This is a genomic window from Herbaspirillum rhizosphaerae (genome assembly GCF_001189965.1).
GTDB lineage: Bacteria > Pseudomonadota > Gammaproteobacteria > Burkholderiales > Burkholderiaceae_D > Herbaspirillum > Herbaspirillum rhizosphaerae.
In genome coordinates, this window is the sequence record NZ_LFLU01000020.1 from 53615 (window position 1) to 67748 (window position 14134).

At 61.8% G+C, this 14134-nt stretch carries 13 protein-coding genes; 10 read left to right on the top strand and 3 right to left on the bottom strand.

The annotated features are described in order from the left end of the window. The first annotated feature begins 40 nt into the window (after positions 1–40). Positions 41–2377 (top strand): FdhF/YdeP family oxidoreductase, encoded by a 2337-nt coding sequence (locus AKL25_RS20900; protein ID WP_050479638.1) that lies wholly within the window; start codon positions 41–43, stop codon positions 2375–2377. Between the two features lie 10 nt (positions 2378–2387). Next, on the top strand, positions 2388–2648 hold the full coding sequence (locus AKL25_RS20905) for a helix-turn-helix domain-containing protein (RefSeq protein WP_240475812.1): 261 nt from the start codon (positions 2388–2390) through the stop codon (positions 2646–2648). Positions 2649–2665: 17 nt separating this feature from the next. Here the strand turns inward: AKL25_RS20905 and AKL25_RS20910 are convergent, their stop codons facing one another. After that, the gene (locus AKL25_RS20910; RefSeq protein WP_050479640.1) at positions 2666–4123 is read right to left on the bottom strand and encodes an aminotransferase-like domain-containing protein; all 1458 of its coding nucleotides are present in this window, start codon (positions 4121–4123) and stop codon (positions 2666–2668) included. Positions 4124–4187: 64 nt separating this feature from the next. Between AKL25_RS20910 and AKL25_RS20915 the strand changes: the two genes are divergently transcribed. From AKL25_RS20915 to AKL25_RS20950, 8 genes are all read left to right on the top strand, one after another. After that, the gene (locus tag AKL25_RS20915; RefSeq protein WP_050479641.1) at positions 4188–4856 is read left to right on the top strand and encodes a glutathione S-transferase; all 669 of its coding nucleotides are present in this window, start codon (positions 4188–4190) and stop codon (positions 4854–4856) included. A gap of 290 nt (positions 4857–5146) precedes the next feature. Continuing rightward, positions 5147–5791 (top strand): PepSY-associated TM helix domain-containing protein, encoded by a 645-nt coding sequence (locus AKL25_RS20920; RefSeq protein ID WP_205627289.1) that lies wholly within the window; start codon positions 5147–5149, stop codon positions 5789–5791. 43 nt (positions 5792–5834) lie between these two features. Further along, on the top strand, positions 5835–6371 hold the full coding sequence (locus AKL25_RS20925) for a DUF2271 domain-containing protein (protein ID WP_050479643.1): 537 nt from the start codon (positions 5835–5837) through the stop codon (positions 6369–6371). Positions 6372–6395: 24 nt separating this feature from the next. Further along, positions 6396–7214, top strand: coding sequence for a DUF4198 domain-containing protein (locus tag AKL25_RS20930; RefSeq protein ID WP_050479644.1), 819 nt, complete (start codon positions 6396–6398; stop codon positions 7212–7214). Positions 7215–7390: 176 nt separating this feature from the next. Next, positions 7391–8398: an FAD:protein FMN transferase gene (locus tag AKL25_RS20935; protein ID WP_050479645.1), complete on the top strand. Its 1008-nt coding sequence runs from the start codon at positions 7391–7393 to the stop codon at positions 8396–8398. Continuing rightward, a complete protein-coding gene (locus tag AKL25_RS20940; RefSeq protein ID WP_083444820.1) occupies positions 8395–10053 on the top strand; it encodes a flavodoxin domain-containing protein in 1659 nt (552 codons plus the stop codon). The genes AKL25_RS20935 and AKL25_RS20940 overlap by 4 nt, the downstream gene beginning before the upstream one ends. A gap of 173 nt (positions 10054–10226) precedes the next feature. Then, complete coding sequence (paeA, locus tag AKL25_RS20945) at positions 10227–11552, top strand: polyamine export protein PaeA (protein WP_050479646.1); 1326 nt, start codon at positions 10227–10229, stop codon at positions 11550–11552. 194 nt (positions 11553–11746) lie between these two features. Next, complete coding sequence (locus tag AKL25_RS20950; protein ID WP_240475813.1) at positions 11747–12502, top strand: DNA ligase; 756 nt, start codon at positions 11747–11749, stop codon at positions 12500–12502. 8 nt (positions 12503–12510) lie between these two features. Here the strand turns inward: AKL25_RS20950 and AKL25_RS20955 are convergent, their stop codons facing one another. Further along, positions 12511–12966, bottom strand: coding sequence for an NINE protein (locus tag AKL25_RS20955; protein ID WP_240475814.1), 456 nt, complete (start codon positions 12964–12966; stop codon positions 12511–12513). A gap of 186 nt (positions 12967–13152) precedes the next feature. Continuing rightward, on the bottom strand, positions 13153–14058 hold the full coding sequence (locus tag AKL25_RS20960; RefSeq protein WP_050479647.1) for a DMT family transporter: 906 nt from the start codon (positions 14056–14058) through the stop codon (positions 13153–13155). Between the last annotated feature and the right edge of the window lie 76 nt (positions 14059–14134).

Consider the following 14134-nt stretch of genomic DNA (forward strand, 5'->3'; position numbering starts at 1 on the left):
TAGACTCTCCATCATCTGAAATTGTATTGGTGGAGCAAAAATGGCGAAGGCAGGCAAGGCAAAGATCGAGACCTATAACAACCCCGCAGGCGGTTGGGGCGCGCTGAAGTACGTGGCGCTGAACCTGGTCAAGGAACACGTGGCCGACGGCAAGGGCCTGCGCACGCTGCTGTCGCAAAACCAGCCGGACGGCTTCGATTGCCCCGGTTGCGCCTGGCCCGACCGCGAGCACACCTCCACCTTCGAATTCTGCGAAAACGGCGTCAAGGCGGTGGCGGCGGAAGCCACCAAGAAGCGCGTGACCAACGATTTCTTCGCGCAGCACACGGTCGCCGAGCTGATGCAGCAGTCGGACTACGAGCTGGAAGACCATGGCCGCCTGACTGCGCCGATGGTCTACGACGCCGTCAGCGACAAATACGTGCCGATCGCCTGGGATCAGGCCTTCGACCTGATCGGCCGCCATCTCAATGCGCTGCCCGATCCGGACATGGCCGATTTCTACGTTTCCGGCCGCGCCAGCAACGAAGCCGCTTTCCTGTTCCAGTTGTTCGTGCGCCAATACGGCACCAACAACTTCCCGGACTGTTCCAACATGTGCCACGAGCCGACCAGCGTCGGCCTGCCGGTGACCGTCGGCGTCGGCAAGGGCACCGTGCTGCTGGACGACTTCGACCTGTGCGACACCTTGCTGCTGTTCGGCCAGAATCCTGCCACCAATCACCCGCGCATGATGGGCGAGTTGCGCCACGCCTCCAAGCGCGGCGCCACCATCGTCGCGATCAATCCCTTGAAGGAACGCGGCCTGGAGCGCTTCGCCGATCCCCAAAGCAAGATCGAGATGCTGACAATGGGCAGCACCCAGATCAGCTCGATGTTCATCCACCCGACGCTGGGCGGCGACCTGGCGCTGATCAAGGGCGTCATCAAGCGCACCATCGAGCTGGACGATGAAGCCTTGCTCAAGGGCGCCGAGCGTGTCCTCGACGTGAAATTCATCGAGGAACATACTTCCGGTTTCGACGAATTCGCCGCCGATGCGCGCGCCGAAAGCTGGGCCGACATCATCGGCGAGTCGGGCGTATCGCGCGAAGACATCGAAAAACTGGCGCAGGTCTACGTCAAGGGCAAAGCGGTCATCGCTACCTGGGGCATGGGCCTGACGCAGCACAAGCACGCTGTCGGCACTATCCAGCTGCTGTCCAACATGATGATGTTGCGCGGGAATATCGGCCGTCCGGGCGCAGGCCTGTGCCCGGTGCGCGGCCACTCCAACGTGCAGGGCGACCGCACCGTCGGCATCGATGAAAAACCGACCGACGCCTTCCTCGACCGTCTTGAGCAGGTATTCGAATTCAAGGCGCCGCGTCACCACGGCAACGACACCGTGGGTTCCGTGATGGCCATGCTGGAAGGCCGCACCAAGGTCTTCATCGGCCTGGGCGGCAATTTCGCCATGGCCACGCCGGATACGCCGCGCACCTTCGACGCCATGCGTTCGTGCAACCTGACGGTCCACATCACCACCAAGCTCAACCGCAGCCATCTGGTGCACGGCAAGGACGCGCTGATCCTGCCGACGCTGGGCCGCACCGAGATCGACATGCAAGCCGGCGGCGCGCAGGGCGTGACGGTGGAAGATTCGATGAGCATGGTGCACGTCTCCTACGGCATCAACAAGCCGGCCTCGGAAAACTGCATGTCGGAAACCGCCATCGTCGCGCACATCGCCGAAGCCACGATGAAGCATCGCGACAACGGTAAAAAGATCGATTGGCTGTGGTATGCCGAAGATTACTCGCGCATCCGCAACGCCATCGAAAAGGTCTACGACTCCTTCAAGGATTACAACCAGCGCATCGCCAATCCTGGCGGCTTCCATCTGGGCGTCGCTTCGCGCGACCGGGTCTGGAAGACCAGCACCGGCAAGGCCAACTTCGTGGTCAACGCGATTCCGCTGGATACGCCTATTCATCGCGCGCGCAAGATGTATGGCGAGAAGCTGATGACGCTGATGACCACGCGTTCGCACGATCAGTACAACACCACCATCTACGGCATGGACGACCGCTATCGCGGCGTGTTCGGCCAGCGCCGTGTGATCTTCATCAACAAGCAGGATCTGCAGGTGCTGGGTCTGAAGGACGGCGAATGGGTCGATGTGGTGAGCGTCTGGGACGACGGCATCGAACGCCGCGCGGACGGTTTCCTGCTGGTGGAGTACGACATCCCGCGCGGTTGCCTGGGCAGCTACTATCCGGAAACCAATCCGCTGGTGCCGCTGGAAAGTTTCGCCGACAAGGCGCGCACGCCGACCTCGAAATCGATCCCCGTGTTGCTGCATCGCGCTGCGGTACAGCACGCGAAGGCGGCTTAAGAGCATCGCCGTGGACGACGCCCAGGATCCGTTACAGGACCAGCTTCCCCCGGAGCTGGTGCGCATCCTGGACGCGCTGTACCAGGAGCATCAGCGCAGCCAGGCGCCGCTGTCGCTGGCGCGCCTGTCCAAGCGCACCGAATTGCGCATGAGCACCTTGCGGCGGTTTCTGACGGCGCTGGAAGAAGCGGGGATCGCCATCGTCGAGGTCAACGAGGACGGCACCGGTAACGCCATCCTGACGGCGGCCGGGCTCAAGCTGCACGGTTGAGTTTTCGCTGAAAAGTTTCAGCTGAGTTCGGCGACGATTCCGGCGATCGTCTTCAAGGCTTTTTCTATCTCTTTCGACCACGTATAGCTGTAGTTCAAGCGGATGAAATGGCTATAGCGGTTGGTCGCCGCAAAGATCCGTCCCGGCGCGATCGTGATGCCCAGCACCAGGCAGCGCCGGTACAACTCCATCGCATCTACGCGCGGCGGCAGTTCTATCCACAGGATGTAGCCGCCGGCCGGTTCCGACACCTGCGTTCCCTCAGGAAAAAATCGCAATACGAAATGCCGCATCAGGTCGCGCTGTTGCAGCAGGCCGCGCCGCACCCGGCGCAGATGGCGTTCGTAGCCTCCTTGCGTCAGGTATTCGGCAATCGCGCGTTGCGGAATGGTCGGCGTAGCCAGCGTGTTAAGGAATTTGAGCTTTTCGACCTGGTTGCGATAGCGGCCTGGAATCGCCCAGCCCACGCGGTAGGCCGAGGTCAGGCTCTTGGAGAAGGACGAACAGTGCAGCACCAGGCCGTCGCGGTCGTAGGTCTTGAGCGAGGTCGGATGCGCCGCGCCGTAGAACAATTCGCTGTAGACCGCATCCTCGATCAGCGGCATGTCGTAGCGATGCGCCAGGTCGACCAGCCGCTGCTTGTGCGCGTCCGGCATCATCGAACCGAGCGGATTCTGGAAATTGGGCATCACCATGCAGGCGGCGATCTTCTGGGTTTGCAGCAAGGCTTCGAGCGCATCCAGATCGATGCCGGTCAGCGGATCGGTGGGGACTTCGACGGCGCGCATGCCCATGCGCTCGATCGCATGCAGCATGGCGTAGAAGGTCGGCGTCTCCACCGCGATCGTGTCGCCCGGCTGGGCCACGGCCTGCAGGCAGAGATTGATCGCTTCGGTGGCGCCGACGGTGATGATGATGTCTTCCGGATCGACGTTGAGGCCGGTTTCCAGATAGCGCCGCGCGATCTGGCGCAGCAGGTCGGGGTGGCCCGGGGGCAGGTCGGTGAAGACGCTGAAGCTGTCGCTGTTGCGCGTGATGCGGCTGGCGTACTGGCCGATGCGCTGCGAAGGGAACAGCGCCGGATTCGGATAAGGCGAGCCAAGCGGGATGGTGCCGTCCTGCTGGATAGTCTTCAGCGTTGCCAGCACCAGCCGGCTGACGTCGACCTCATGCGGTTGCTGGGTGGCCGGATGCGTCGGCGGCAGTAGTTTGCTTGCCGCAGGCGTGGACGCCGGCGCGACAGTCTTGCGTACGAAATAGCCGGACTGCGGATGGCTTTCGATGATGCCGCGGCTTTCCAGCAGCTCGTAGGCGCGCACGACCGTGGTGACGCTGACGTTATGCTGCTGGCTGGCGACGCGCACCGAGGTCACGCGCTCACCCGGCTGCAGCACGCCGGCGTGGATGGACGCCGCCAGTTCGTCGGCGAATTTCTTGTAGAGCGGGACTTGGGCGGTGCTGGGTGTGCGAGGCATGCGTTTTTTATATTCTGCTATTTCTGCTGGTAGAGTGGTGCCATTCTACAGAAAGGCGCACTACATGATCACCGTCCACCATTTGAACAACTCCCGTTCCCAGCGCGTGCTGTGGCTGCTGGAAGAGCTGGGACTTGAGTACGACATCAAGTTTTACCAGCGCGACCCCAAGACCATGCTGGCGCCGCAGTCCTTGCGCGACATCCATCCGCTGGGCAAATCGCCGGTGATTACCGACGGCGACCTGACGATCGCCGAGTCCGGCGCGATTGTCGAATACCTGGTCGAGCGCTACGGCAACGGCAAATTCATTCCTGAAGCAGACACGCCGGAGCGCCTGCGTTATCGCTACTGGCTGCACTATGCAGAGGGCTCGGCGATGCCGCTGTTGCTGATGAAGCTGATTTTCAGCCGCCTGCCGAAATCGGTGCCGGGCCTGATCCGCCCGGTCGCGCGTCTGATCTGCAACGGCGTGCTGGGCAAGATGGTCGATCCGCAACTCAAGCGCCATCTGCAATATCTGGAAGGCGAACTCTCCAAAAGCACCTGGTTCGCGGGCAATACCTTCTCGGCGGCCGACATCCAGATGAGCTTTCCGGTCGAAGGCGCCCGTTCGCGCGGCGGCCTCGACGGGCATTACCCGAACCTGCTCAAGTATCTGGAAGCCATCCATGGGCGTCCTGCCTACCAGCGCGCGCTGGAGCGGGGCGGTCCTTACGAGCTGCTGCGCTGACATGGCGTGAATCGTCGGCATATCGCGCCATATCTGCATTGCAGGACAGGAATCGCCGTGGACATGCGCCACGGCGATTTTTTTGCGTCCGCCATCTTGTCGATTTTGCAATGACGCCGGTCGGCGGAAGCCTTGCCTTCATCCGGTGAGGCGAGCGTCTGTATCGATCTGCAGCTTCATGTATCGCAAAGTAAATCCTGAAGAAAGCCTGCATTTTTCCCTCAAGCTGAAGTTATAATTGAGAATTATTATTATTTAGATTGGCCTGTCCAGGTCATCGTGAACGAAACATGAGGGAAGCCGCCGTCGCCGGAAACATGCCGAAACAGCAACGCCGCTCGTTCTGGCTCAAGCATCTGCATCAATGGCACTGGATCAGTTCGGCCATCTGCCTGATCGCCATGCTGCTGTTCGCGGCCACCGGCCTGACGCTGAATCATTCCGCGCAAATCGAGGCGCATCCACAGGTGTCGAGCAAGCAGGCACAGTTGCCCAAGGACTTGCTGGCGCAACTGAGCGCGGCAGAACACAAGGACAAGGATGCCTTGCCGGCGCCGCTGAAGACCTGGCTCGACAAGCAGATGTCCGTCTCGATAGACCGGCAGACCGGCGAGTGGTCGGCCGACGAACTGTACGTTTCGCTGCCGCGTCCGGGTGGCGACGCCTGGCTGCGAGTCGACCTCGGCAACGGCAAGGTCGAATATGAAAAGACCGATCGCGGCTGGGTTTCCTATTTCAACGATTTACACAAAGGCCGCAATACCGGCACGGCGTGGAGCTGGTTCATCGACATCTTCGCCGTGGCTTGCCTGGTGTTCTGCATCACCGGGATGTTCTTGCTGCAGCTGCATGCCGGCAATCGTCCGGTGACCTGGCCGCTGGTCGGGTTCGGGCTGGTGGTGCCGTTGGTGCTGGCGATCGTTTTCATTCACTGATTTTTCTTATTTCTTTTTCTCTTCACAAGCGAGGTTGAATCATATGCGCGTGCTGGTTCCTGGTCTGTTGCCGACGACGTTGTCGGCTGCCCTGATGGGCGTGGTGTCGCTGCCGGCGGTGGCGGCGGACATGAATGTCAAAGTTGAAATCCCGAGATTGAACGTGGCCGAGTATCACCGGCCTTACCTCGCCGTCTGGCTGGAGCGTCCCGACCAAAGCGTCGCCGCGACGCTGGCGGTCTGGTACGACGTCAAGAAGAAGGACAAGGAAGGCGAGAAGTGGCTGAAGGATCTGCGCCAATGGTGGCGTCGCGCCGGCCGTGATGTGCATATGCCGGTCGACGGCGTGAGCGGTGCGACGCGTCCTGCCGGCGAACAGCAACTGACCTTCAGCAGCGACAAGGGACCGCTGGCGCAATTGCCGCCCGGCGACTATGTCCTGATGGTGGAAGCGGCGCGTGAAGTGGGCGGCCGCGAAGTGGTCAAGGTGCCGCTGCAATGGCCGCCGAAGACTGCGCAGAGCGCCAAGGGCAAAGGCGAGTCGGAACTGGGCGCCATCACGCTGGACTTCAAACCGTAACGAACCGTAACGCAAAGGGACGACATGAAATTTTCATTCAAACTCGCCGCCGTCGCGATGACGCTGGCAATCGGTTTGCCGCTGTCGGCCAGCGCGCACCGCACCTGGCTGTTGCCGTCGTCGACGGTCCTGTCGGGCAACGATCCCTGGGTCAGCGTCGACGCCGCGGTGTCCAACGATCTGTTTTTCTTTGAAAGCTTTGCGCTCAAGCTCGACGGCCTGCAAGTGAGCGCGCCGGACGGCACGTTCGCCAAGCCGGAAAATGCCTATACCGGAAAACTCCGCACCAGCTTCGACGTGCACCTGACGCAAAGCGGCACCTACAAGATCGCCGTCATCAGCATGGGATTGTTCGGCAGCTACAAGGATGCCGCCGGCCAGACCAAACGCTGGCGCGGCACTCCTGAGACGCTGGCCAGGGAAGTCCCGGCCGACGCCAAAGATCTGCAAGTGACGCAGATGCAGGGCCGCATCGAGACCTTCGTCACCGCCGGCAAGCCGTCCAGGAAAGTGCTGGACGTTACCGGCTCGGGACTGGAGTTGCAGGCGATCACCCATCCGACCGATCTGATCGCCGATGAAACGGCGAACTTCCGCCTGCTGCTGGACGGCAAGCCTGCCGCCAACGTCAAGGTGACGGTGGTGCCGGGTGGCACACGCTATCGCGACAAGCTCAATGAGATGACGCCGACGACCGACGCCGACGGCAAGTTCAGCGTGACCTGGCCTTCCGCCGGCATGTACTGGATGGAAGCAACGGTCAAGGACGACAAGCCCAACCTCAAGCCGGCGACCGATCGTCGCGCCAATTACACCGCTACGCTGGAAGTGCTGGCGCCTTAAGTACCCGTGTTCTGAGGTGTGCTTCCGCATGGCAGGCGGGTTATCCGGGGCATCGAGCGGGTAGTCGTCTTTGTTGATGTATCAGGCGTTCGCCGTACCGGCGGCGAACGCTGTTTTACAGGCCGTCCTCCGACGGCCTTCTCCATTTTTCTCCGGAACGAACTCTCCGTCTCTCCATGAATCGCGTCTTTATTCCGCTGAACCTGCCGCAACCTGATCCGGTGCCGGCTGATGCCGTCGTCGACAGTTTGTCGGGGCTGACGATGGGCACGTCGTGGTCGGTCAGGCTGATCCGGCCGGCCGGATGCGATCTGAAAACGATGCAGGACGGCATACAGCGGCAACTCGACCTCGTCGTCGCCCAGATGAGCACCTGGAGTTCCGACTCCGACCTGAGTCGCTACAACCACGCTGCCGCCGATAGCTGGCAGGTGTTGCCGGAACATTTTCTGAAGGTACTCGATTGCGCGCTCGCGGTCGCCGAGCTTAGCGGCGGCGCGTATGACCCGAGCGTCGGCCCGCTGGTCAATCTGTGGGGCTTCGGTCCCGATCCCAAACGCTCGGAGCGGCCGGACGACGTCGCCATCGCGCGTGAACGTCAGCGTTGCGGCTGGCAGCGCATACGCATCGATCGCGCGCGCCATGCCTTGCTGCAACCGGGCGATCTGTATCTCGATTTCTCTTCCATCGCCAAAGGCTACGGGGTCGATCTGGTTGCGGCTTATCTGCGCAGCGTGGGCGCCGTCAGTTATTTGGTGGAAGTCGGCGGCGAACTGTACGGGCAAGGCGTCAAGGCTGACGGTCAGCCTTGGTGGGCAGGCATGGAACATCCCCCCGCCGCAGCCGGCGCAGATGAACACGTACAGAGCATCGCGGCGTTGCACGGCGTGGCGCTGGCGACTTCCGGCGACTACCGGCGCTATTTCGACGACGGCGAGCGCCGCTACTCGCACACCATCGACCCGCGTACGGCGCAGCCGGTTGCGCATGCGCTGGCATCCGTCGCCGTGCTGCATGCGGATTGCATGACTGCCGATGCCTGGGCCACGGCCTTGATGGTGCTGGGCGATGAAGAAGGGCTTGCGCTGGCATTGAGCAATGGGGTGGCCGCCTTATTCATCAGCCGCGACGGCGAGGGATTCCGTGAGCGCCTGACCCCGGCCATGCAGGCGATGCTGGGATGAGCAAACCTGTACGCATGCCATTCATCCCCGGTCCCGGCCTGACCGGCCTGGCCTGTGCCATCGGTGCGACGGTGGCCATAGTCCAGATGCAATTGCTGGACGGCGCTGCCGGACGCTTGTTCGCGGCGGCGCTGGTGCTGCTGCTCTACATGGTGTTCTGCTTCGTCATTTTCGTCGCTCATCGGCGCAAGCAGCAGGCGGCATCGGCCTGGCAGAACAGTGGCGCAGACCAGGCAGGCGATGCTTCGCAAGAGGTGCTGATCGCCTTCGCCAGCCAGACCGGCTTCGCCGAGCAGATCGCGCAACAGACTGCGCAAGCCTTGAAAGACGCCGGCATGCAGGTCCGCGCCTGCAGTCTCGCGCAGCTGGATCTGGTCCAATTGCAAGCGGTGCGGCGTGTGCTGTTCGTGGTCAGCACCACGGGCGAAGGCGATGCACCCGACAGCGCCGCCGGATTTGCGCGCAAGGTGATGGGGCCGGCGGCGGTGCTGCAGGATTTGCACTACGGCGTGCTGGCGCTCGGCGACCGCAGCTACGCGCAGTATTGCGCATTCGGCCATGCGCTCGACGCCTGGCTGCGCCGCCATGGCGCGCACGCGCTATTCGACATGGTGGAGGTGGATAACGGCGACACCGGCGCCTTGCGCCACTGGCAGCATCATCTGGGTGTGCTGAGCGGCCATACCGACATGGCCGACTGGAGCGCGCCCGGCTACGAGCGCTGGAGCTTGACCGAGCGGCAACTGCTCAATCCCGGCAGCGCCGGCGGCGCCGCTTTCCACCTGGCTTTCAAACCTGTCGATGCGCAACAGACCTTGTCGTGGCAAGCCGGCGACATCGCCGAAATCGGTCCGCGCAATGATCCCGCCAGAGTAAGCGCCTTGCTGGACGCCTTGCAACTGGACGGCAGCGCACCTGTGCATGACGGGGCGCTGGACGAAACCGCAACGCTCGGCGATGTCCTCGCGCGCAGCCTGCTGCCGCACGATGCCGCGGAACTGGCGTCATTGCGGGGAATGACGGCGCAAGCCCTGGCGGACGGTTGCAAGCCGTTGCCGCATCGCGAATACTCGATCGCCTCGCTGCCGCAGGACGGCCAATTGGAATTGCTGGTGCGCCAGACGCTTCTGCCGGACGGCACTCTGGGGCTGGGATCCGGCTGGCTCACGGCGCATCTGGCCGGGCAGGGCCAACTCGATTTGCGCGTGCGGCCGAATCGCGGCTTTCATCCGCCGGCCGACGATTGCCCGCTGATCCTGATCGGCAACGGAACCGGCCTTGCGGGTTTGCGCGCGCACATGAAGGCGCGCATCGCTCTTGGCCGCCGGCGCAACTGGCTGCTGTTCGGCGAACGTTCGGTGCAGCATGATTTCTTCCATCGCGACGAGATCCGGCGCTGGCAGGCGCAGGGCATGCTGGAACGTCTGGATCTGGCCTTTTCGCGTGACCAGGCGCAGCGCATCTATGTGCAGGATCGCCTGCGCGAGGCGGCGCACCTGCTGCAACAGTGGGTTGACGACGGTGCGGCCATTTACGTCTGCGGCAGCCTGGAAGGCATGGCCGGCGGCGTGGCGCAGGCGTTGGGCGCAATCCTGGGCGAGGACGTGCTGGAGAGCATGGCGGAGCAGGGACGCTACCGCCGCGACGTCTATTGAGCGTCGCGAACAAAGCGCCGCTGGCGGTGTTGCGCCCACTTGCCGTACCTTCGTACTGTCTGCGTGGGCACGCCTTGCCAGCGGCGCTTTGTTCACGACGCTAAGCCGCAAATTGTACTTTTCCTCTCCGACAGGAGAGAATAGGTCCATAGCGACTTCAAGAGACAAGAAAAATGAGTTTTTTCGCCAGCTTTTTACTGATCCTCTTGCTCGTGGTCATCAGCGCATTCCTGTCCTGCGCCGAAATTTCTCTCGCCGCTTCGCGCAAGATCCGTCTCGAAATGCTCGCCAAGGAAGGCGATGCCAATGCCTTGCGCGTGCTGGCCTTACAGGCGCAGCCGGGCAATTTCTTCACGGTGGTGCAGATCGGCCTGAACGCGGTCGCCATCCTCGGCGGCGTGGTCGGCGAGCCGGCGCTGACGCCGCACATGGTCAGCGCGGTGAGCACGGTGTATCAGGGACCGTGGCTGGATACGGTGAGCTTTTCGATTTCCTTCCTGCTGGTCACCGCTTTCTTCATCCTGTTCGCCGATCTCATGCCCAAGCGTCTGGCGATGCTGGCGCCCGAGCGCGCGGCCATCATGCTGGTCAGCCCGATGCTGTTCCTGGAGCGCGTGTTCAAGCCGCTGATCTGGCTGTTCAACGGCTTGTCGAAGATGTTTTTCACCCTGTTCGGTTTGCCGCAGGTGCGCCACGACGTCATCACACCCAACGAGATCCACGCCATCGTCGACGCCGGCGCCCAGGCCGGCGCCTTGCTGCACCAGGAGCATCACCTGATCGAAAACGTGTTCGAACTGGAAAGCCGCTACGTCCCATCGGCCATGACGCAGCGCGAGAGCATCGTCTACTTCCTCGTCACCGATACCGAAGAAATGCTGCGCCAGAAGATCATCGATCATCCGCACTCGCGCTTCCTGGTGTGCGAGAACAATATCGACGACGTGCTCGGCTATATCGACAGTAAGGACGTGCTCAAGCGCCTGCTCAAGGGCGAGCAGTTCTCGCTGCGCGACAAGGGGCTGATCCACGTGCCGCTGTCGATTCCCGACAGCCTCAATCTGTGGGAAGTGCTGGAGCGCATGAAAGCCGTCGACGAAGACCTCGCCGTGGTCGTCAACGAATATGCGCTGGTGGTCGGCATCATCAGCATCACCGACGTCACCAGCGTGCTGATGGGCAATCTGCTGAACCTGTCGTCGGAAGAGCAGCAGATCGTCAAGCGCGACGAACACTCCTGGCTGATGGACGGCCTTACGCCGCTGGCCGAGGTGATGAACGCGCTCTCCATCAGTGACTATCCGAACCCGATGGGATACGAAACGCTGGCCGGTTTCATCATGTACATGCTGCGAAAAATTCCGAAGAAGACCGACTTTGCGCTGTTCGCCGATTACAAATTTGAAGTTGTCGACATCGAAGGCAATAGAATCAATCAACTCCTGGTGACGCGATTCAAGCCGGAGAAAATTGAAAAGCCTGAAAAAGAAAAAGCGTGAAGCGTATCGCCTGAACAAGCGCCGCAGGAACCATTCATCATCCACAGGGAGGGCTCACGGGAGCCCGCATGCATCACATGAAGCATCGCCGTGCGCAAGTCTGCGCACGGTTTGCAGGCAATGTTCTGCGTCTGTTTTTGTTCCTCCTTTTTGTATTTCATTCTTCTCAGGCGATAGCGGCGCGTGCGCCTGTCATGCTGGCCAATGTCTACCGGCCGGGCATCGTCCTTGACGATTACTGGATCAGCGAAAAATTCGACGGCGTGCGCGCATACTGGGACGGGCATCAGCTTCTGACGCGCGGCGGCGAAGTGATCCATGCGCCGGATTGGTTTGTCGCAGGCTGGCCGGCAGTGGCGATGGACGGCGAATTGTGGGCCGGCCGCGGACGTTTTTCGCATGCGCTGTCGACGGTCCGGCAACAGCTTCCAGATAACGCGGCGTGGCGGCAGATACGCTTCATGGCCTTCGATTTGCCTGGCCATGCCGGAACCTTCGATGAACGTCTGCCGGCACTGCGCAGCACCGTGCAAAAGATGGGTTTGCCATGGGTGCAGGCCGTCGAACAGGTCCGGGCGCCGGATCATGAGACCTTGCAGGCAATGATGAACCGGATTGTGGCGCAAGGCGGCGAAGGCGTGGTGCTGCATCGCGGCGCTTCGCTGTACCGCGCCGGGCGCAACGACGATCTGCTCAAGTTCAAACCGTATGACGACGCCGAGGCGCGCGTGGTCGGCCACGTGCCGGGAAAGGGAAAGTACACGGGGATGGCGGGGGCCTTGCTGGTGGAGACGCCGGATGGGCTGCGCTTCAAGCTTGGCAGCGGTCTGACGGATGAGCAGCGGCGTCATCCGCCGGCCGTCGGCAGTCTGGTGACTTACCGCTATCGTGGCGTGAACGATAGCGGGATTCCGCGCTTTGCCGTGTTCATGCGGGTGAGGGAGGAATGATCAGGACATCAGGACGACAGGCCGGCGGCGTGATTGCGTTCGGAGACCTGGGTGTTCAGTGTCCAGAAATCATAGAGCACGCCAATCAGAAACAGACCGCCGGTGAACAGATAAATGATACCGGTGATCCATTTGCCGATGTACATGCGATGGATGCCGAAGAAGCCGAGGAAGGTCAGCAACAGCCACGCCACCGAATAATTGATATTGCCGCCGCTGAAGCGTTGATCGGCCTGCTTGTCCATGCCGGGGATCAGGAACAGGTCGATGATCCAGCCGATGCCGAGCAAGCCCAGCGTAAAGAACCAGATGGTGCCGGTAATCGGTTTGCCGTAGTAAAAACGGTGCGAACCGGTAAAACCGAAAATCCACAGCAGGTAGCCGATGGTCTTGCTGTGCGTGTCGTGGTGGAGCATGCCGGAGCCGGGATTGGCGCGGGCGGCGGTGCTGACGTCGGAATTCATGTTCATGCAGTTTCCTCTTGTTGAAATTGGCGGGACGAAGCGGCGGATGGCATGGCGATTGTAACCAGCTTGCCTGCCGCAGTCTTGTTTCTTGGGGAGGAAAAAACGCCAATGGTTCCGGCAAATGCGCCCCTGCGTCGCAGCGATGAAACATGCTGCGGCGCATGAGGCGGCATGAATGATGAATCAGCGATAACCGATGCGCGCGCCGAACAGCGGACGTTGTACCAGCTGCGTGAGCAGGACGCCGACCAGGCTGATGCCGCCGCCGATCAGATGATATGCCTGCATGGATTCGTGCAGCCACAGGATGGCGAACAGCGCCGTCAATACCGGCAGCAGATTGATGAAGATGCTGCAGCGGTTCGGCCCGAGCCGTTTGACGCCCTCGATCCACAGGAAGGACAGCAGTATCGATGAGCCGATGCCCGAATAGCCGATCAGCGGCAGCGTGCGCGCGTCAAGCGCGGCAGCCCCGGCAGGCAGCAACAGGAACTGCGGCAGCATCAGGACGAGTGCGGCGACGGCTTGCATATACACCGCCTGCCAGACCGGCACGCTCATCTTCCACAAGCGCAGCAGCACGCCGTACAGGGCGTAGCCCAAAGCCGCCAACAGCATCAGCGCATCGCCCGGATGTACACCATCACGCAGGACGGCGCTCATGTCGCCATGTCCGACCAGATACAGCAAGCCGGTGAACGACAGCACGCCGCCGACAGCCATGCCGAAGGTAATGGCTTCGCCGAGGACGATCACGCTCAGCAGCGCCGTCAGCAGGGGAATCAGCGCAGTGACGATCGCCATGTTGGTGGCGGTGGTGGTTTCCGCTGCGCGGTAGGACAGGCTCTGGAACAGCGCCATGGCAAGCAGGCCGGAGATGGCGAGTTGCCACCAGTGGCGGCGGATCTGCGCGCGATTGCGCCACAGCGGCCGCATGATGAAGGGGCTCATCAACAGCAGCACCAGGATCAGGCGATAGAAGGTGATGGCCGTCGGCGCAATCGCGGAGGCCGCCATTTTTGAAACAATGACGTTGCCCGCCCAGAGCACGATGGCGAGGAAGGGATAGAGATAGGAAGTCAGTGGCATGGGTGTTCTCGTTGGCGTGGTGTCGTGTGTGCTGGTGAAGAACGCCGGTAATCCCGGCGACAGGAGCCATCTTGCG